Source organism: Herminiimonas sp. (assembly GCF_030655415.1).
Genome location: NZ_JAURVN010000015.1, coordinates 316,816 through 337,323 on the forward strand (window position 1 = coordinate 316,816; position 20,508 = coordinate 337,323).

The following is a 20,508-nucleotide window of genomic DNA, read 5'->3' on the forward strand; positions in this document are numbered from 1 at the left end:
TTGAGAATGTTGCGAAAAAATCAGGCGGGACAACACTTTCCCTTAGCCGCACTCGCTTGATGCATTTTCTCGAATGAATAATTTCCACATGGAAATTCACTACTACATACAGGTAAAAATGAAGACGTGAATAGCTCAAGCAGGAAATCTGCAAGCAAACAAAAAGGCCTGCTAACAGTGAAGTCAGCAGGCCTTTTTTGCGAGTGAATCGCTAAAGCGAAATTCTGTTTAGTGCGAACGTATCATCGTACCGAATGCTTGCTCGGTCAGCACTTCCAGCAGCAAGGAATGTTCGATACGACCGTCAATGATATGCACGGTGTTGACGCCGGATTTCGCCGCATCCAGCGCGGAAGAAATCTTCGGCAACATGCCGCCAGAGATCGTGCCGTCGTCGAACATTTCGTCGATTTCACGCGCGGATAAATCGGTCAGCAGATTGCCTTGCTTGTCTTGTACGCCAGCGATATTGGTCATCATGATCAGCTTTTCAGCTTTCAGGATTTCCGCGATTTTGCCAGCGACGACGTCGGCATTGATGTTGTAAGCCTGGCCGTCATCACCAAAACCGATAGGCGAAATGATCGGGATGAAGGCATCGTCCTGCAATGCTTTTACGACCGCAGGATTGATCGCTTCGATCTCGCCGACAAAACCGATGTCGAGGAACTGACCTGGGTTTTCACGATCTGGCATTTTCATTTTGTGCGCACGAATCAGGCCGCCATCTTTGCCGGTCAAGCCAACAGCCTGGCCGCCGTAATGATTGATCAGCATGACGATATCTTGCTGCACTTCGCCGCCCAAAACCCATTCGACAACTTCCATGGTTTCTTCATCGGTGATGCGCATGCCCTGGATGAAGGTGCCTTGCTTGCCGATTTTCTTCAGCGCGTTGTCAATTTGCGGACCGCCGCCGTGAACCACAACCGGGTTCATGCCGACCAGTTTCAACAAAATCACATCGCGAGCGAAGCTGTGCTTCAGACGCTCTTCGGTCATCGCATTGCCGCCGTATTTGACGACGATGGTTTTGCCGTGAAATTTGCGGATATACGGCAGCGCCTCGGCCAGAATTTGCGCCTGTATTTGCGGCGAAACTACAGTAAGATCGGCATTCGTGTCAGTCATGGCAAGTCCTGAAAATAGATGACCGCGATTTTACAGTGAATGCCGAATGTTTTCCCGGCTCTTGTCTGAATTCCCACAAAATTTCCGCACACATATTGCACGTTTGACAAAATGCGACAAAAATCTTGCGCCATGCGCGCCTGCCATCTGCCCCAGTTCACAAGCCAGCATCCCGCTTTACGCCCTACTTTGATGCATGATCGGATAAACCTATGAGCCATTGCTCACAATGCGGCGCTACGTTTTCATGCGGCATGGTCGATACGATATCAGCGCAACGGTGCTGGTGCACCGCCTTGCCGACGGCAAGCAAATCTGAATTGGTATTGGATGCAAACGGTCAGGCAAAAAACTGCATGTGCGAAAAGTGTTTAGCCGTCTTGCGCGCATCACGTGCGCAACAGCGTCTTGAAGACAAGCTATCGCAAACTAGCTGACTCATGTTCGCGATATTTCTGTAAGGCCTCGCGAGAGTTTAGCCAGCAGCAGCGCTGCATTCACGCAGCTCTTGCTTGGGGAAAGCTTCCTTGATTTTAGTCACGCTGTTCTTCGCAGCTACATCCAGCCCACGCAGTTGAAACGCAACTTTGGTCGCGCTTGGCGTGTGCGCACCCACGCGCGCACTACGCACGCCTTTTTGATTCAAGGCGGCGAGTTGATTACGTGCGGCTTCCTCGGATTTGAAGATCCCCAGCGAAATTCCCCATTGCAAAGGCGAATTGTCTTGAATGACGAAGAAGTCTTCCACGCCTAGTCGCTTCAGTTCGCCGGCCTTTTTATCGGCAGCGTCTTTGCTTCCCAAAGACGGGATGTAGACCATGTGTCGTACATTCTCAGGAATGGCACGGCGCGTCAGTCTGTCACCAAGTGACAGTGCGGCCAGTTGCGCTTCGAATTTCTTAGCTTCTGCTGTATCGAAATTGCCGACCTCGGCGCATGCCAGCCCATTCGACATCTTGTCTGCGCGGGCCAGATTTTTTTCCGGCTCAGCAGGCGCTACAACAGCAGCCTCTTTCACTTCCGATTTGGTTTCGGATTTAGCACCAGCTTTATCGTTGGTAGTTGCGGCAGTCGTCGTTGAAATCAATTTGAGTTTGTCAGCATTCAATTGCTGCGCCAAACGCGACGGTTCACGGTTCGATGGCGACAAGGTGTCGAGATAACCTTGTTGATAAGCGAACAAGCCGCCGTTGAGCAATAACAGTAAGCCGAACAGAATTTTTAGCATGTAGGTAAAGTTTGAGTAGCCACAGTATGCAAACCGATCAACACCAGATTATCGACGCGCTGATAAGCAATCGACAGCTGCGGCGCAATCAAATCCGCCGCGCCGCCAGCCAGAATACAGCAAACCTCGTCGTCAGGATGCGCGTTTGAGTGCGCCGCAAATGCACGTTCTATCGCGCCGGCCTGCGCCGCCAAACAACCGCTGACGATCGCCGCATCCGTATGATCGGCAAATGGTTGCGAGGCATCCGCGTGCAAGGCAACTTCCGGCAGCTGCGCAGTATTTTTTGCGAGTGACGATGCCATCAAACCCAATCCGGGCAAAATCATGCCGCCGACAAAAGTGCCGTCTGCATTCACGGCATCGATGGTGGTCGCCGTACCGCAAGTCGCGACCAGCAAATTTTTATTCGGGAACAAGGCATGCGCACCGATGACTGCGGCAAAACGATCGCTGCCGAGCTGGTTCGGATTCAAATATTGATTGCGCACACCGCCTAACAAAGCAGCAGACTCAAACCATTCCATCGCGACTGGCTTCATGCCGGCCGAATGCGATACCGCTTTTTCAAGTTCGTCGCGCATCCCGGCGCCGGCCACGTTTGACAAAAGAATACGACCGATTTTAAAAGCACTCCACGCCTGCACCAGTTGCGCTGCATCGGCGCGCGCCACGTTGCCTGATGCATGCCAGATGCCCGGCGTCTGCGCGATCGATCTATCGACCACCGCCCATTTGATACGCGTATTGCCTGCGTCGACCAATAACAACATCGTCTTGTTTCTCCGTGTATTTCTCTGTGTATTCTTATGCAGTTCGCAAGGACACATCGCCAGCGACAATCGCAATACGGCCATCTGCTGTATCCAGCAATAAGCGACCCGCATCATCAACGCCGGCCGCTGTACCGCTATGCAGAATTTTTCCTTGATCCAGAATATTCACATCAAGTCCGCCATAGGCGTCCAGCGCATTCCACGCGGCTGCAAAAGCAGAAAATCCATGTTGCTCGAATGCCGGCAAGGCGACGCTAAAACGATTCAGCAAGGCAGCCATGACTGGTTCACGTTGCGCCAGCAACTCGGGCGCATCGGCTACAGCACGACCTAGTTGCTCGCTTAATTGCTCAGCCTGCGCAAGATTGATGCCTATGCCTATGATGGTCCAGATCGCTGAGCGATCGTCTTTATCCACTGCGGTTTCAATCAAGATGCCGGCCAACTTGTCGCCGTCTTTTAATACATCATTAGGCCATTTCAAGCTGGCAGCGACGCCGAACGATGTCAGCGCTTCTGCCACGACGACACCAACCGCAAGCGATAAGCCCGCCAGCGCTTGAGCCGGCAAGTCAAATTTCCACGCCAGAGAAAATGTCAGCGTGGCGCCAGCCGACGAATGCCAGTTGCGGCCAGCGCGGCCTTTACCCGCCGTTTGCGACTCGGCCCACAACAAGGTCGGACCAGTGAGCCGCCCCACTTCAGACAGCAAATCGGCATTGGTCGACCCAGTTTCGGCGACGATATGGATGGCAATATTCTGTGCGCTTGATTCACACAATGAAGCAAGGGTTTTTACTGTGGCGGTCAATGTCATGTGCGCATTGTAGCGGGATGGCTACGCCGACGGAACCAATCCAGCGACCGGCAGCTCGCGGATGTGCGGTGCCGCACGTGACGCCCGCGCGTTTCTCCCTTACACTTCCCGCATGCCCAACGATGCATCCCCTACTCTCAGCTACACCTCAGACGACAATGCCACTGCGACGCTAACCGGATCGTGGCAGGTACGCGCACTGGCGGAGGGCAACACGATGCAAACCATCACCGCAGCACTGCAAGCACCTGCCAAAGTGACGGATGAAGTGCGCTGGGATCTGTCGCAAGTGACAGCACTGGATTATATAGGCGCCCAATTATTGTGGGACGCGTGGGGCAAAAAGCGGCCAGCGCAATTGACGCTGGCACCGCAACATGAAGATTTTTTCCATAGACTGGAAGAAACCGGCCCGCTGGCTTTAAAGAAGCCGCCTAAAAAATACTGGTACGCGCCTACCTCTTTGCGCTTACTCAAGGACAAGCTGCAGGATCATCTGATCGGCTTCGTCAGCCTGATTGGCCAGTTGGTAATGGATCTGGGCCGTTTCGTCAAAGAACCTGTGCGCGGCCCCTGGAAAGAAATTTCCGCGAATATTTTTCATACCGGTTATCAGGCACTGGGAATTACCGCGCTGGTGGGATTTTTAATCGGCGTCGTGCTGTCTTATTTATCGGCACAACAATTGCATCAATTTGGCGGCGATGTCTTCCTCGTCAATATTCTGGGCATGAGTGTGGTGCGTGAGCTCGGCCCTTTGCTGGCAGCAATTCTGGTGGCGGGTCGGTCCGGCTCATCGATCACGGCGCAGCTAGGCGTGATGCGCGTCAATGAAGAACTCGACGCGATGCTGGTGATGGGCTTGCCGCACGGCTATCGCTTGATCATGCCGAAAGTGATTGCGCTGGCGATAGCGATGCCTTTGTTGGTGGTGTGGACAGATGCGATGGCCTTGATAGGCGGCATGGTCGCGGCCAATCTGGAGCTCGGTTTGTCGTACAAATATTTTATTCGCGAATTGCCGGATGCCGTGCCGATTGCGAATTACTGGATAGGTTTGGGCAAGGGCGTTGTCTTCGGCGGCTTGATTGCATTGGTCGCATGTCACTTCGGATTACGCATAGAACCAAATACAGAGAGCTTGGGTGAAGGCACCACGACTTCAGTGGTCAGCGCCATCACCATCGTGATTCTGGCGGATGCGGTGTTTGCCATCATCTTCACCGGAGTGGGGTTTTAATGGAACACACCAGCGAAAAAGTACCGGAAAATGTAATCGACTGCCCCGCTGCAGACGAAAGCGCACGCCCTATCATCCAGATCGAAAATCTGCGCACGCAATTCGGCGATACCGTTGTCCATGAAAATGTAAATTTGACCATCAATCAAGGCGAAATTGTTTCGCTGGTTGGTGGTTCTGGTTCAGGCAAAACAGTTTTATTGCGCCAGATGCTGGGCTTGAATCATCCGGCGAGCGGTACGGTGCGCATCTTCGGCGAAGACATCAATCAGATCAGCCAGGAAGAGTTGCAAAAATTACGCAATCGCTGGGGCATGTTGTTCCAGCACGGCGCGCTGTTCTCGGCACTGACAGTATTCGATAACGTGGCGCAGCCTATGCGCGAATTGCGCGTACTGCCCAAGCAATTGATACGCGAAGCAGCACTGCTGAAATTGCAAATGGCAGGCATCGGTCCTGAGCATGCACTGAAGATGCCATCCGATTTATCCGGCGGCATGATCAAGCGCGTAGCACTGGCACGTGCACTGGCATTGGAGCCGGAGTTGCTGTTCCTCGATGAGCCGACTGCAGGACTGGACCCGAATGCATCGGAGAGTTTTGTCGATCTGATCCGTACCTTGCGTGATGAAATGCGCTTGACAGTGGTGATGGTCACGCATGATCTGGATACACTTTTTTCGCTGTCATCGCGTGTCGCAGTGTTGGCCGACAAACACATCATTGCGTACTGTGATCCGGCCAATGTGGTCGAGTTCAAGCATCCGTTTATTGAAACGTTTTTCCGTGGTGAGCGTGGTTTGCGCGCCATCGAAGCATTACCAGACTCACCGGAAAACAACGAAGAAAAACGTCAAGCGCAGCAACACCATCATCAGGACAACGCATCGTGAACATTCTAAAAAATAATTATGGAAAATAAAGCGCACGCATTAATGGCCGGCATTTTCACGATCGTTTTATTGATCGCTGCCGTGCTGATTGCCCTCTGGTTCAACCGCGATCGCGTGGAACGTGTCCCCTACGAAATCGCCACCACGCTGTCAGTGCCGGGCCTCAATCCACAAGCTGGCGTGCGCTATCGCGGCCTCGACGTCGGTCGCGTGGATGCCGTCCTGTTTGATCCGCAAAAACCTGGTCAGATCCTGATTCGCTTCAGCGTGTCGAAAGATACGCCCATCACGCACTCGACCTTTGCAACTTTGAGCTATCAAGGCGTGACCGGCATCGCTTACGTACAACTGGATGACGATGGCACCAAGCCTACTTTGTTGCCATCGACAGCAAAAAAAGTAGCGCGCATAGAATTGCGTCCGGGTTTCCTCGACACCTTACAGCAACGTGGTCTGGAGATTCTCAAACAAACCGAAGTCGTAATGAGCCAAATCAATACACTCTTGTCTGAAGAAAATCAGAAAGATATTCTGGCCGCTTTCAAGGATGTCAGCGCCGCGGCCAACAAGGTCGGCATGATTCGGGATGACCTCGAACCAGCATTAAAAAATATGCCTGAATTGACACGCAAGGCAGACAAGGCATTGGCTTCGTTCAATAAACTCTCGGATGACGCGACTCGTTTAACCGGCAGCCTGAATGAATTCACCGCCAAGTTGAATGCACCTGACGGCCCATTGAACGGTTTCAACGGCGCAGTCAATAATATCGGCTCGGCTGCTTCCACCGTGGAATATCAAGTCGTACCGCTGATCGATGAAACTCGCACCACCATGCGCGCACTGAATCGCACCTTGGAGACGGTCAATCAGCAACCACAAAGTATCTTGTTTGGCACCACGCCGGCGCAACCAGGGCCAGGCGAAGCCGGCTTCAGCGCACCTGCAAGTAAATAAAATCATTGCTCAAGGCTTCCGATGAAAAACATGACTCGCCGATTTTTTACCCTGTTCGCACTCAGTTCCAGCTTGCTGCTCACAGCGTGTGCAACCGACCAGCAATCTGCCGCGCTCTTTGATCTGGGCCCCTTGCGCGCGCAAGCGCCTGTGAGCGCAGGTGCACCCTTGCCTGCCATCAGCATTGCCGATATCAAAGCACCGGTCTGGCTCGATAGTCAGGCCATGTTTTATAGACTGAATTACGCCAACGATTTACAACCGCGGCCGTATTCGGCGAGCAAATGGACGATGGCACCGGCACAGTTATTCCAGTTGCGTTTGAAGTCGCGACTGTCGCAAGCTGGCGGCGTGGTGGTTCCAGCTTCGGATGGCGCAGTCAATCTGCCGGTCTTGCGAATTGAAGCCGATGATTTTTCGCAAGGCTTCGATAGCGCAGGTAAAAGCAGTGCAAATATCGCCATACGCGCATCCTTATTCGACGGCCGCATTTTGCGCGCACAGAAAATGTTCGTGAAACAAATGCCTACCAGCAGCGCAGACGCCCAAGGTGGCGCTGCTGCATTGGCAGTTGCGAGTGATGCAATCATCGATGAAATGGCCGTATGGTTAGCGACACTGCCGCCGAAAAAATAAGTCCGTTACCACCGCTCGCGCCGACGCCACAAGCGTCGGCTTTTTCGCGTGGTGCGCTGCTGGCGTATCTACTGCTGATCGTCTATGCCAGTTTGTATCCATTTTCAGGATGGCAAAGCATGGGCCTGCCGCTGCAAACTTATTTGCTGGCAGGCTTCCCGCGTTACTGGACAGGCTTCGACGTTGCGATCAACATCCTCGGCTATATTCCCCTCGGCATCCTGACTGTATACGCGCTCCATCCCAAAATTCGCGGTGCGATTGCCATTGTGCTGGCGATGCTTTTTGGCATCGTGTTGTCCGGCTCTATGGAAGCAACTCAAACCTTATTGGCAAATCGCGTCGCATCCAATCTGGATTTTTTTACCAATAGCCTGGGCGCATTGATAGGCGGCGTCATCGGCAGTGTCAGCAGCCATCTGGTGCTGGAGCGCAGTCGCTTGCGCTATTACAGACAGCGCTGGTTTTCGGCACAAGCGAGTCGCGGTTTGATCATTTTTGCGCTATGGCCTTTGGCGCAAATTTATCCGCAAAGCTATTTATTCGGCAATGGACAAATGCTGCCTATCTTGTCCGACTGGTTATCGATGCTGCTGGAAATGCCCATCGATCTGGGTAGTTTGTTACGCAATGGCGTGCAACTTTCAGTCGAACAATACTGGATGGCAGAAGCGATCATTACGGCTTTGAGCATGAGCGGCGCTTTGCTCGCCTTGCTATGCATGTTGCGCGACAAGGCGCCACGCGTCGTGCTGTTACTGGCATTGTTGGTTGCCGCGCTGGCCGTCAAAACATTATCGACCGCATTATTCTTTACACCAGAAAACGCATTTACCTGGATCACTCCGGGCGCGCAAGGCGGCGTCTTGCTGGGCTTGGGATTGTTGACTGGCTTCGCTTTTCTGCCGTCATCCACGCAAAGACGCTGCGCCGTCGGACTCTTGATTGCGGCGCTGATCGTGATCAATGTTGCGCCAACTAATCCTTATTTTGTCGCCACACTGGAAACCTGGGTGCAGGGCAAATTCCTCAACTTCAACGGTGCGGCGCAATTCCTCTCGCTGCTATGGACGGTTGCCGCATTGTGGTTCCTGCTGCATGCGAGCCATCGCGTGAAACGAAAATGATGCGGGTGTATCATTCCGGTCTTTGAGGAATACCCTGATGACCGAAAACAAACAACATTTTGGCCAGCATCTTTTTATCTGCATGAATCAACGCGACGATGGCCGCGAATGTTGTGCTGAAAAAGGTGCGCACGCCGCGCAACAGCATCTGAAAGCACGCGTCAAAGAGCTGGGCTTGAGCCGCAGCGGCGAGGTGCGAGTCAATCAATCCGGCTGCCTCGGTCGCTGCGAAGAAGGCCCTGTACTTGTAATTTATCCGCAAGGCACCTGGTACACCTATATCGACAACGACGACATCGATGAAATCATCGACGAACATCTGGTTGGCGGAAAAATTGTAAGTCGCCTGAAAATCTGAAGTTCTTCATTCGATATTCAAATCGCCATACAGCCATCCTTCATTCAAGATAAAACATGAACGCCCAAACCCAACGTTTTTCCTTGCAAGGTGCAGCCGGCGCGCTTGAATGCGCATTGGATATTCCTGAAACGACACCGCGCGGCCTCGCGCTGATCGGCCATCCGCATCCGCTGTTCGGCGGCACGATGGATAACAAGGTTGTACATACCTTGACACGCGCATTCGTGGCACTTGGCTATGCAGCGGTACGCATGAATTTTCGCGGCGTCGGTGCTTCTGAAGGTGCATACGATGAAGGCGTGGGCGAGACCGACGACATGGCGCAATTGCTGACGCATATGCGTGAACAATATCCGGATGTACCGTTTGCATTGGCCGGCTTTTCTTTCGGTACCTTCGTGCAAACTCAATTGCAAAAGCGTTTGGAAGAACAAGGCACGCCGGCCGAGCGTCTGGTATTGGTCGGCTCCGCGCCGGGCAAATGGCCTTTGCCTGATGTGCCAGCCGATACCATTTTGATACACGGCGAGTTCGATGAAACGATTCCATTAACGAATGTTTTTGAATGGGCGCGTCCGCAAGATCTGCCTGTAATCGTCGTGCCGGGTGCCGATCATTTCTTTGGCCGCAAGCTGCATCACATCAAAAATCACGTCATTGCATTGTGGCGTGCTTGATGGAACTTGTTTCCATCTCTGTCCGTCCAAGTGCCGCACGTCTATAATTACCCTTTCTTCAATCAGCAGATGCATGATCGACATGATCATCGCTTGTGCGCAATGCAAAGTCTTATGAAAAAATTATTTGCGGTCATCGCAGCCTCCATCTTTTCCCTTTCCGCCGTCGTCACCAGCAACGCCGTTGCGCAGACATCTTTTGCACAAGCTATCCCGGCACCGACCATCGCTGCCAAATCGTGGCTGTTACTCGATTCGACCAGCAATCAAATCCTGGCATCAAGCGAGCCGGATATGCGCATAGAGCCGGCGTCGCTGGTCAAATTAATGACGGCGTACATTGCCTTTTCTGCAATTCAGGAAAAACGCATCAGCTTGAATCAAATGGTGACCGTCTCGACCAATGCGTGGAAAGTCGATGCAGAAAGCTCGAAAATGTTTATCGAGCCGCGCGTGCCGGTTTCGGTTAACGATTTGCTGTACGGCTTGATCGTGCAATCGGGTAACGATGCTGCAGTGGCATTGGCAGAAACAGTTGCAGGCACTGAAGATGCCTTTGCAGTGTTGATGAACCGTGAAGCAGAACGCATGGGCATGAAGTCCACCCGTTTCGCCAATTCGCATGGCTTGCCTAGCCCGAATAATTATTCGACCGCACGCGATCTTTCGATTTTGGCCGAGCATTTGGTCAACGACCACCCAGAGTTTTACAAGATCTATGCGACCAAGGATTTCACGTACAACAAGATCAAGCAATCCAACCGCAATCGTTTGCTGTGGCTGGACCCAAGCGTGGACGGTATGAAAACTGGCCATACGCAACAAGCTGGTTACTGCCTGATTTCGACAGCTAAACGTCCGAATGGCAATCATGAACGTCGCTTGATTTCTGTTGTGCTGGGTACCACTTCAGATCAATCCCGCGCGCAAGAAAGCCAGAAGCTGTTGAACTGGGGCTTCCAGAATTTCGACACGGTCAAACTGTATTCAAAAGATGTGGCAATCGCCACGCCTAGTGTCTGGAAAGGTTCGCAAAACAGCGTCAAGATCGGCTTTACGCATGATGTTTATGTGACCGTGCCAAAAGGCCAAGGCGACAAAATCAAACCACTGCTGTCGCGCAAAGATCCACTGGTCGCGCCTATCGACAAAAACAGCCAGGTTGGCACTATCAAGGTGATGTCGTCCGAAAATAAAGTCATTACCGAATTGCCGGTAGTAGCCTTGGAACAAGTAGCGCAAGCCGGCATGTTCGGCCGCGCACTTGATTCGATCCGTTTGTGGATACATTAATGCTGTCGGGCATAGGTACCTGACTGACAAGTAAGAACAAGTAAAAGAAAAGCGGCGCATTCAAACTTTTGAATGTGCCGCTTTTCTTTTGTTCTCGTCTTTTCCCTGCGCATAGTCTGAGCGGGTATTCGCTTTATGTTGCAAGCTTTTCAACGCGCGCTGAGTGGCTTTGTGCCAAAATCACCCTTCAATCCCGATTTGACCGCAGCCATGGATGATCCCTTCGTATACCTGAACGGCACGATGACTCCGCTTTCCGAAGCGAAAGTGCCGGTGCTGGACAGAGGCTTTATTTTCGGTGACGGTATTTACGAAGTGATCCCGGTTTATGGCCACAAATTATTCAGGCCAGAGCAACATTTAGTGCGCCTGTTCCGTGGTCTGGCTGCGGTGAGCATAGATAATCCGCATACCGAACGACAATGGCTGGATCTGATTGAAGAAGTCGTGCGCCTGCATCCGGCTGCAGATCAACTCGCGTATATTCAAGTCACGCGCGGCGTTGCAAAACGCGTGCATGCTTTCCCGAACAGTGAACCAACGCCGACAGTTTTTATCATGAGCAATCCGCTGATTCCATTGCCGGATACAGCACGCGAAAATGGTGTGGCCTGCGTCACAATGGAAGACAAGCGCTGGCTGCGTTGCGAAATCAAATCCATCTCGCTACTCGGCAATGTACTCGCAGCGCAAAATGCAGCCGCCAATGATGCGAATGAAACGATACAGTTTCGTGATGGTTTTTTGACAGAAGGTTCGGCATCGAATGTGTGGATAGTCAAGGATGGCAGCCTGATCGGCCCTCCGCGTGACAACCTGATTCTGGAAGGCATACGCTACGGCTTGATGGAAGAATTGTGCGCTGCCGACCACATCCCATTCAAGACGCAACGCATCTCGCGCGCAGAAGTGTTTGAGGCAGACGAAGTATTATTGTCATCAGCATCAAAAGAAATACTGCCGGTCGTCACCATCGATGGCAAAGCCATAGCAAATGGCAAACCCGGCCCCATATACAAGAAGTTATATGCCGCTTACCAAGCGGTAAAAATTGCGTAAAAATCAAGCGCTTCACGACATCATTCATTTACATCGTTGCGCGACTTGGCAACTACAGAGAGCATCATCATGACCGAACCGACTAAACCGCTTGATTTGACCAAACCGATAGATCCGTCAGAAAGCCTGATCGAATATCCTAGCGACTTCCCCATCAAAATCATGGGTGCGATGCATGATGAATTCGCCGCAACCATCGTCGAACTGGTGACGCTGCACGATCCTGAATTCCATGAGGGAAAACTGGAAACTCGCCCGTCTTCCGGCGGCAATTATCTCGCGCTGACAGTAACGATACGCGCGACCAGTCGTGAACAACTCGATAATCTATATCGTGCTTTGTCCTCGCATCCGATGGTAAAGGTTGTGCTGTAAGCCACGCACGAATGACAGCACTCAACCGTCCGCTGGTTCTGCAACGTGGACGCGAAGCCTACGACATCACATTCGCAGCGATGCGCGCATTTACCGATGCGCGCACGCCGCAGACTGCCGACGAATTGTGGATAGTCGAGCACCCGCCAGTCTTTACGCTCGGGCTGGCGGCTGATCCTACGCATGTCCTCGACGCGCACGACATTCCAGTCGTGCAAACCGATAGAGGCGGCGAAGTCACGTATCACGGCCCAGGTCAGGTTGTCATTTATTTACTGCTGGATTTGCGGCGCAATCAAGCCAATTCCCGCGTCTTTGCCCGCGAACTCGTCAACAAAATTGAGCAGGCGGTGATCGATACGCTGGCGGCGTATAATCTCGCCTGTGAACGCAAGCTCGGTGCGCCCGGTATTTACCTGTCGGACGGCCCGATGCAAGGCGCGAAAATCGCCGCACTCGGTTTGAAGATACGTGGCAATGGCTGCACCTATCACGGCGTATCGCTGAATGTTGCGATGGATTTGACGCCGTTTTCGTGGATCAACCCCTGCGGTTATGAAGGTTTGGCCACGATCGATATGCAAAGTCTGGGCGTGCAAACGACATTAAGTGCCGTGCAAAATGCGCTCGCGGAAAAGTTGACGCAAAGCCTGTCCAGATAAAAGCGATAAGCACGCAGCATTCACCATCCGCATTCCCGTTTTTGCATCGCCGTTTTTGTATTACCGTATTTATTACCCGCAGCATCCATTTTTATCGTGGCAAAGACGAACGTCCAAGCTACGCGTTGTTATCCAGCGCCGCACCCAGCACTGTAATGGCAACATTTGACGAAGAGCGACCAGCCCAATGACGATCGAAACGAATCCAGAATCCTCCGCAACAGCTGAAGCTGCTGCTCAAACTGCAGTCCCTGCCCGCGCTTACAACCCAAGCGAAAAGCAAAAAGGCTCAGCCAAAACCATACGCATCCCGATCAAGGTGATCCCGATGGAACGGCTGCCGAAGCCGGACTGGATACGCGTCAAAGCCGCCTCGCCATCTACCCGTTTCTACGAAATCAAAGATATTCTGCGCGCCAATAATCTGGTGACGGTATGCGAAGAAGCCAGTTGCCCGAACATCGGCGAATGCTTCGGCAAAGGCACCGCAACCTTCATGATCATGGGCGACAAATGTACGCGTCGCTGCCCATTCTGCGACGTCGGCCACGGCCGCCCAGATCCACTCGATGTGAACGAACCCGAGAATCTCGCAAAAACCATCGCTGCTTTACGCCTCAGCTATGTCGTCATCACCTCAGTTGATCGCGACGATTTGCGCGACGGCGGTGCTGGCCATTTCGCCGAATGCATACGTCGCGTACGCGAACTTTCGCCGAATACCCGCATTGAAGTGTTGGTACCCGACTTCCGCGGCCGCATGGATAAAGCATTAGAGATTCTGAATCTCGCACCACCAGACGTCATGAACCACAATCTGGAAACCGCACCGCGCCTCTACAAAGAAGCGCGCCCTGGTTCCGATTACGCCTACTCATTGAATTTGCTGAAACGCTTCAAGGCACTGCATCCAAATACGCCAACCAAATCCGGCATCATGGTCGGCCTCGGCGAAACCGACGAAGAAGTATTGCAAGTCATGCGCGACATGCGCGCTCACGATGTCGACATGCTGACCATAGGCCAGTACCTGATGCCTAGCGGCGACCATTTGCCGGTACGTCGCTATGTGCATCCCGACACTTTTAAAATGTATGAAGAAGAAGCCTACAAAATGGGCTTCGCACATGCAGCGGTCGGCGCGATGGTACGCAGCTCTTATCACGCAGATCAGCAGGCGCATGGTGTAACCACCGGCGGCGGAATCAGTAGCCAATAAACGAAGCAGCGCAAGATGGTTTCAGCCGCAGATGCAGCATCACCAAGAGGAAACGAATGGTTTTCGGTATTTCATTAATTCTGGTGATCTTACTGGCAGTGGTTGCGGGGTTCGCACCGCAACCATTTGAGGCTGTCAGCAATGCAGCGCTGGCAGCGGTCATCCAGCATGCCGGCTGGCTCTATCTGCTCATCGTGTTCCTGACTTTGGTGTTTCTTGCCTACCTTGCATTCGGCCCCACTGCAAAATTGCGGATAGGCGGACGCGATGCCGAACCAGAATTTTCGAACTCGACCTGGCTGTCCATGTTGTTTGCCGCGGGCATGGGCATAGGTCTGGTTTTCTGGGGCGCGGCTGAGCCTATCTCGCATCTGGTCACACCGCCGGAAGGATTGACACCACATACATCACAAGCCGCTCGAGCTGCGATGCGCTACACCTTCTTCCACTGGGGTCTGCATCCGTGGGCAATCTACGCGTTGATGGGATTGGCCATCGCCTGGTTTCAATACAACCGCAACGGCCGCGGTCTGATCAGCGACTTGCTGCAACCACTAATCGGCGACCGGCATCTCGGATGGATAGGCAAGCTGGTCAACATTGTTGCTGTCGTCGCCACTGCGATAGGCGTGGCGACTACGCTGGGCTTTGGCACCATGCAGATCAGCGCAGGTATTCATCGCGTTTTCGGCCTGCCAAATGGCATAGTCATGCAGTTATCGGTGATTGCCATTTGCTTCGTGCTATACATGGCATCCAGCATTAGCGGAGTTGATCGCGGCATCAAATGGCTATCAAGCTTCAATCTTGCATTGGCCGGGGTACTGCTGCTGGCAGTCGCATTGCTGGGGCCAACCAGCTTCATCTTTGAAAACTTTACTACGACGCTAGGCAGCTACCTCGACCATCTGGTGGATATGAGCCTGCGTATGTCGCCGTTCTCTGCCAACACCTGGGTGGCCGACTGGACAATTTTTTACTGGGCTTGGTGGATTTCCTGGTCACCATTCGTGGGCGCTTTCATTGCGCGCGTATCGTACGGGCGCACCGTGCGCGAGTTTGTGTTCGGTGTGGTCGTCGCGCCCAGCCTGCTGGGCTTTGTGTGGTTTGCCACCTTTGGTGGTACCGCACTATGGAGTCAGATTTTCGGTGGAGTAGACATGGCAGGTGCGCTTGCAGCCGGGCACGAGACGGTGCTATTCCGCATGTATGACGCCCTGCCGCTATCCTCGCTGCTGTCTGGTCTGACAATTCTGTTGTTAGTGATTTTCTTCGTCACTTCCGCTGACTCGGCTGTGCTCGTGCTGGGATCGATGTCCAGTGAATCCTCTGGCGATCCGACACTGCCACGCAAGTTTGCATGGGGTATCGCCATCGCACTGATCGCCGTGGCGATGCTGATGGCTGGCGGTCTACAGGCACTGCAGACGCTGATCACTGTGGCCGCACTACCGTTTGCGCTCTTAATGCTTGCCGTGATGATCGGACTGTACCGTGTGCTAAGCGTGGAAGCGTCACGCGAGAAAGCCGAAGAAAGACGTGCGCGCCGTGCGATTGAAGACTGGATTGCACGTGAGCAGCGTGAGAAGAACATCGCTCAGCCAACCGGCAAGGCGACTGATGGCAGCGCTGAACCGCAATGATAAATCAGTGCATATATTTTAAGCAGCTCGACGCAGACATCAGCAAAATGACGAAGCGGCGAGCAACTATTACAATGCAACGCAACTAAGAATCACCTTTTTAGCTGGATTGTGCAGCCTCTGCATAATTTAAAAAATAATAAAATCCTGGGTAACGCACGATGAGCAATTCTGACTCCAAAAAAATAAATTCTCCGTCCACAGTTCTGTTCGCCAGCCTGATCGGCACCACGATCGAGTTCTTTGATTTTTATATTTACGCAACTGCGGCGGTGCTGGTTTTTCCTCATCTGTTTTTCCCTTCATCCAGTCCGACTGCTGCGGTGCTGCAATCGCTGGCAACTTTTGCCATCGCATTTTTTGCGCGCCCGATCGGCTCTGCCGTTTTCGGCCATTACGGTGATCGCATCGGACGCAAGGCGACGCTGGTTGCTGCACTGCTGACCATGGGGATATCAACTGTTGCGATTGGTTTGCTGCCGACCTACGAAACGATAGGTACATTGGCGCCGTTGCTGCTGGCCTTGTGTCGCTTCGGTCAAGGTCTGGGACTTGGCGGCGAATGGGGCGGCGCAGTTTTACTCGCTACTGAAAATGCACCACCGGGAAAAATCGCCTGGTATGGTTGCTTTCCACAATTGGGTGCGCCGCTGGGCTTCTTCATGTCGGGCGGAATTTTCTTGTTGCTGAGCGAAACGCTGACCAATGAACAATTCTTCAGCTACGGCTGGCGCATTCCTTTCCTCGCCAGTGCAGTGTTGGTGCTGGTCGGTTTGTATGTGCGTTTGAAAATTACGGAAACACCCGCTTTCCAAAAAGTGTTGGACCAAGGCGAGCGCGTCAAACTGCCACTCGCGACGGTATTCCGCGATCATGGTCGCATGCTGGTGTTGGGCACCATCATCGCGCTCGCAACCTTCGTTTTGTTTTACCTGATGACGGTGTTCGCCTTGAGTTGGGGTACCACAGCGCTCGGATATTCACGTCAAGAATTTCTGATCGTCCAATTGTTTGCGGTCGTGTTCTTTGCGATCACGATTCCGGTCTCCGCTTTGCTAGCCGACAAATACGGTAGACGTATCACGATGATTCTGGTGTCCATCGGCATGATTATTTTTGGCTTGGTGATGACGCCTATGTTTGTAGCTAACGACCTGGTTAGCGTGACGATATTTCTATCGCTGGGATTGGCATTCATGGGCATGACTTACGGTCCGCTCGGCACGATGCTGTCTGAGCTCTTCCCTCCAGAAATTCGCTACACAGGCGTTTCTTTGACCTTCAATCTGGGCGGGATTTTTGGCGCATCGCTGGCGCCGTATGCCGCGACGTGGCTGGCGACCAATTATGGTTTGCACTACGTCGGCTTTTATCTGTCGGGCGCAGCGGCCTTGAGTCTGATTGCTTTAGCCTTGGTCGGCAAACCGAAACAAGCTATGTAAGTTTTTATAAAATAAAATCTTACAAAAAAAGGGAGCATGTGATTACATGCTCCCTTTTTTATTTTCATCAGACTGGCAGTTCACACCATTTGATGTTTTAAACGCGCTTCAAATTCACCATCAACCATTGGCGATTAATTGATCGTCATCTGCTTCTTCACCGAGGAAGCCACCACTTTGATGCGCCCACAAGCGCGCATACAAACCATTCTGTTGCAGCAGTTCGTGATGTGTACCTTGTTCGACGATGCGGCCTTTATCCAGCACGATCAATCTATCCATCGCGGCAATCGTCGATAGTCGATGCGCAATCGCTACTACGGTTTTGCCTTCCATCAGTTCATACAAGCTGGTTTGAATTGCGGCCTCGACTTCTGAATCGAGCGCACTGGTTGCCTCATCCAGCAACAGTATTGGCGCATCTTTCAACATCACGCGCGCGATCGCAATCCGCTGACGCTGACCGCCGGATAATTTGACGCCGCGCTCACCGACATGCGCGTCGTAACCGGTACGGCCTTTGGCATCACTCAAGTTCAAAATAAAATCGTGGGCTTCAGCGCGCTTGGCCGCATCGGTCATGTCGGCATCGCTAGCATCGGGTCTGCCATACAAAATGTTGTCACGTACCGAACGATGCAAGAGCGAAGTATCTTGCGTGACCATGCCGACCTGCGCGCGCAGACTGTTTTGCGTGACGTGTGCAATATTCTGGCCGTCAATCAAAATCCGACCTGACTCCAGATCATAGAAGCGCAGCAGCAAATTAACGATCGTCGATTTACCCGCACCGGATCGGCCGACCAGTCCGACCTTCTCGCCTGGACGTATCGTCAGATCCATCTGATCGATCACTGCACGCGTACCGCCATAAGCGAAGCCGATGTTATCGAAGGTCAACTCGCCCTTGGCTACTTGCAAAGGTTTTGCATCAGCAGCGTCGGTCACTGTATGTACGCGTGACAGCGTGTTGATACCGTCCTGCACGGTACCGACTTGCTCGAACAGCGATGACATTTCCCACATGACCCAATGTGACATACCGTTCAGGCGCAAAGCCATTGCGGTCGCGGCGGCAACGGCACCTACCCCGATCTGACCCATCGCCCATAACCACAACGCGACACCAGCAGTGCCGAGGATCAACAACATGCTGAGGCTGTGATTGACGACTTCAAAACCGCTGACCAAACGCATTTGTCCATGTACCGAAACCATGAACTCTTTCATCGCGCTGCGGGCATAACCGGCTTCACGACCAGCATGCGAAAACAATTTGACGGTACTGATGTTAGTGTACGCATCGGTGATACGGCCGGTCATCAGCGAACGCGCATCAGCCTGCTTGCGCGAAACCTTGCTCAAACGCGGGACGAAGTAACGCAAGGCGCACAAATAGAAAAATGCCCACGTCAAAAACGGTACCAGCAGCCAGCGATCAAAGCTGCCGACCACGGTCACCAACGTGACGAAGTAAATCAGGACGAACACCAGAATGTCGCACGTGATCATGCACACATCGCGCACCGCCAGCGCTGTCTGCATGACCTTGGTCGCGACACGACCGGCAAATTCATCCTGATAAAAACCCATGCTTTGATTCAGCATCATGCGGTGAAAATTCCAGCGCAACTGCATAGGGAAGTTACCGGACAGCGTCTGATGCTTGAAGAAAGTCTGCAACGCCACAAGGATCACGCTCAGCATGACGATGGCCGCCAGCCACAAAAGATTGTCGCCTTCCTGTTGCCACAACATTGCCGGCTCGACATGCGCCAGCCAATCGACAATGCGACCCATCATCGCGAACAATAATGCCTCGAACGCACCAGTCGCAGCCGTGACCACCGTCATCGCCAGGATGTAACGACGCGCGCCTTTGGTACACGACCAGATAAATGCAAGAAAGCCGCGCGGCGGTGTCGCCGGCACTTCTTCCTGATACGGATGCAACAATTTTTCAAACCAGCCCAGCATTTAATTCTCCAAATAACGATCATTCACGGATCGCTGTTACTTCTCGTTGTTACTTTTCGCTATTACTTCTTATGTGCACTAAATAATTCTCGCCGAAAAATTCGCGAAGACAGATTATCGCTTACTCGACACATCAACGTCGGTCGTCAAACTACTTTGTGATGTGCGGTGCATCGGCTACTCTATGGCTCTCACTATTCATTTCCCAAAGAAAATCTCATGATCATTGCGAAATTTCTACACATCCTCGGATTCACTATTTGGGTAGGCGGCATGTTCTTCGCCCATAACGCGTTGCGCCCTGTTGTCGCAGTGACATTAGAACCGCCGCAACGCCTGACTTTATTGGCAGGTGTATTCACCAAATTTTTCTTGTGGGTATGGATTTCAATTGCGCTGATTTTCGGTAGCGGAATGGCAATGATGGCCGGCATGGGCAAACCGCCACTGCACGTCATGCTGATGTTTGTGCTCGCGGTTGTGATGCTGCTGATTTTTTCTCACATCTTCTTTGCGCCTTATCGTCGCTTGAAACGCGCAGTCGCAGCACAAGACTGGAAAGCCGGCGGCGCCGCAATGGCCACCATACGCAAACTGGTCGCCGTCAATCTGATCATCGGCTTGCTGACGATTACGATTGGCACCTTGGGACCACTTGCACTGTAAAAATTGCTCGTCGAAAAAGATCGCGGATGATTTTCTGTCCGCGACTTTTCATCATGCCCTTATAATATTGGCTGAAGCAAACTTGATGCGTGCAACATTTGCATCAAATCTTCAGTATCAAGTAAGTACCGCGACGTTTAAACACATCGCACTCAACGCAAACCTGTCAGGCCTTTAGTCTGGTTGTTGAGAGTTGTATCCAGTCCTGGACTGTGACCGACGCAAGTCATACGCTGATCTCTACACATTGAGGAGATATTTTTATCAATCAAGAATTCTCGCGCCCATGCGATGCGAGCCGTGTCTGCTGATTTTTACTGATATTGGCT

Annotated in this window: 21 protein-coding genes; 16 read left to right on the forward strand and 5 right to left on the reverse strand. The window is 52.5% G+C overall.

Annotated elements, in window-relative coordinates; genetic code table 11:
* Positions 1–228: 228 nt before the first annotated feature.
* On the reverse strand, positions 229–1,131 hold the full coding sequence (gene argB, locus Q7T66_RS13805; protein WP_304933903.1) for an acetylglutamate kinase: 903 nt from the start codon (positions 1,129–1,131) through the stop codon (positions 229–231).
* Between the two features lie 212 nt (positions 1,132–1,343).
* Between argB and Q7T66_RS13800 the strand changes: the two genes are divergently transcribed.
* A complete protein-coding gene (locus Q7T66_RS13800; protein ID WP_304933902.1) occupies positions 1,344–1,568 on the forward strand; it encodes a cysteine-rich CWC family protein in 225 nt (74 codons plus the stop codon).
* A gap of 38 nt (positions 1,569–1,606) precedes the next feature.
* Here Q7T66_RS13800 and Q7T66_RS13795 read toward each other — a convergent pair whose 3' ends face one another.
* Genes Q7T66_RS13795 through Q7T66_RS13785 form a run of 3 tightly spaced genes read right to left on the reverse strand, consistent with a single transcriptional unit; the run spans position 1,607 to position 3,952 of the window.
* Positions 1,607–2,359, reverse strand: a complete 753-nt coding sequence (locus Q7T66_RS13795; RefSeq protein ID WP_304933901.1) for an SPOR domain-containing protein — start codon at positions 2,357–2,359, stop codon at positions 1,607–1,609.
* Complete coding sequence (locus Q7T66_RS13790; protein WP_304933900.1) at positions 2,353–3,132, reverse strand: type III pantothenate kinase; 780 nt, start codon at positions 3,130–3,132, stop codon at positions 2,353–2,355. The genes Q7T66_RS13795 and Q7T66_RS13790 overlap by 7 nt, the downstream gene beginning before the upstream one ends.
* 34 nt (positions 3,133–3,166) lie before the next feature.
* Complete coding sequence (locus Q7T66_RS13785) at positions 3,167–3,952, reverse strand: biotin--[acetyl-CoA-carboxylase] ligase (protein ID WP_304933899.1); 786 nt, start codon at positions 3,950–3,952, stop codon at positions 3,167–3,169.
* 112 nt (positions 3,953–4,064) lie between these two features.
* Between Q7T66_RS13785 and Q7T66_RS13780 the strand changes: the two genes are divergently transcribed.
* The 14 genes from Q7T66_RS13780 (at position 4,065) to Q7T66_RS13715 (ending at position 17,536) form a co-directional block, all read left to right on the forward strand.
* The gene (locus Q7T66_RS13780) at positions 4,065–5,192 is read left to right on the forward strand and encodes an ABC transporter permease (RefSeq protein WP_304933898.1); all 1,128 of its coding nucleotides are present in this window, start codon (positions 4,065–4,067) and stop codon (positions 5,190–5,192) included.
* The gene (locus Q7T66_RS13775; RefSeq protein WP_304933897.1) at positions 5,192–6,085 is read left to right on the forward strand and encodes an ABC transporter ATP-binding protein; all 894 of its coding nucleotides are present in this window, start codon (positions 5,192–5,194) and stop codon (positions 6,083–6,085) included. Before Q7T66_RS13780 ends, Q7T66_RS13775 begins: the two co-directional genes overlap by 1 nt.
* Before the next feature lie 18 nt (positions 6,086–6,103).
* Positions 6,104–7,042 (forward strand): MlaD family protein, encoded by a 939-nt coding sequence (locus Q7T66_RS13770; RefSeq protein WP_304933896.1) that lies wholly within the window; start codon positions 6,104–6,106, stop codon positions 7,040–7,042.
* Between the two features lie 21 nt (positions 7,043–7,063).
* On the forward strand, positions 7,064–7,678 hold the full coding sequence (locus Q7T66_RS13765; RefSeq protein WP_304933895.1) for an ABC-type transport auxiliary lipoprotein family protein: 615 nt from the start codon (positions 7,064–7,066) through the stop codon (positions 7,676–7,678).
* Entirely contained in the window at positions 7,648–8,805 is a 1,158-nt protein-coding gene (locus tag Q7T66_RS13760) for a VanZ family protein (protein ID WP_304933894.1), read from the forward strand. The genes Q7T66_RS13765 and Q7T66_RS13760 overlap by 31 nt, the downstream gene beginning before the upstream one ends.
* 37 nt (positions 8,806–8,842) lie before the next feature.
* Positions 8,843–9,163: a ferredoxin gene (locus Q7T66_RS13755; RefSeq protein ID WP_304933893.1), complete on the forward strand. Its 321-nt coding sequence runs from the start codon at positions 8,843–8,845 to the stop codon at positions 9,161–9,163.
* A gap of 56 nt (positions 9,164–9,219) precedes the next feature.
* Entirely contained in the window at positions 9,220–9,843 is a 624-nt protein-coding gene (locus Q7T66_RS13750) for an alpha/beta hydrolase (RefSeq protein ID WP_304933892.1), read from the forward strand.
* Positions 9,844–9,957: 114 nt separating this feature from the next.
* Entirely contained in the window at positions 9,958–11,136 is a 1,179-nt protein-coding gene (locus Q7T66_RS13745; RefSeq protein ID WP_304933891.1) for a D-alanyl-D-alanine carboxypeptidase family protein, read from the forward strand.
* 210 nt (positions 11,137–11,346) lie between these two features.
* Positions 11,347–12,195: a D-amino acid aminotransferase gene (locus tag Q7T66_RS13740; RefSeq protein WP_304933993.1), complete on the forward strand. Its 849-nt coding sequence runs from the start codon at positions 11,347–11,349 to the stop codon at positions 12,193–12,195.
* Between the two features lie 69 nt (positions 12,196–12,264).
* A complete protein-coding gene (locus tag Q7T66_RS13735) occupies positions 12,265–12,570 on the forward strand; it encodes a DUF493 family protein (RefSeq protein WP_304933890.1) in 306 nt (101 codons plus the stop codon).
* Positions 12,571–12,581: 11 nt separating this feature from the next.
* Positions 12,582–13,232, forward strand: a complete 651-nt coding sequence (lipB, locus tag Q7T66_RS13730) for a lipoyl(octanoyl) transferase LipB (RefSeq protein WP_304933889.1) — start codon at positions 12,582–12,584, stop codon at positions 13,230–13,232.
* Between the two features lie 187 nt (positions 13,233–13,419).
* The gene (lipA, locus tag Q7T66_RS13725) at positions 13,420–14,451 is read left to right on the forward strand and encodes a lipoyl synthase (RefSeq protein ID WP_304933888.1); all 1,032 of its coding nucleotides are present in this window, start codon (positions 13,420–13,422) and stop codon (positions 14,449–14,451) included.
* Positions 14,452–14,507: 56 nt separating this feature from the next.
* Positions 14,508–16,094 (forward strand): BCCT family transporter, encoded by a 1,587-nt coding sequence (locus Q7T66_RS13720; protein WP_304933887.1) that lies wholly within the window; start codon positions 14,508–14,510, stop codon positions 16,092–16,094.
* 161 nt (positions 16,095–16,255) lie between these two features.
* Entirely contained in the window at positions 16,256–17,536 is a 1,281-nt protein-coding gene (locus Q7T66_RS13715; protein WP_304933886.1) for an MFS transporter, read from the forward strand.
* 120 nt (positions 17,537–17,656) lie between these two features.
* Here the strand turns inward: Q7T66_RS13715 and Q7T66_RS13710 are convergent, their stop codons facing one another.
* A complete protein-coding gene (locus Q7T66_RS13710) occupies positions 17,657–19,513 on the reverse strand; it encodes an ABC transporter ATP-binding protein (protein ID WP_304933885.1) in 1,857 nt (618 codons plus the stop codon).
* A gap of 219 nt (positions 19,514–19,732) precedes the next feature.
* Between Q7T66_RS13710 and Q7T66_RS13705 the strand changes: the two genes are divergently transcribed.
* A complete protein-coding gene (locus Q7T66_RS13705; protein WP_304933884.1) occupies positions 19,733–20,179 on the forward strand; it encodes a CopD family protein in 447 nt (148 codons plus the stop codon).
* The last annotated feature ends 329 nt before the right edge of the window (positions 20,180–20,508 follow it).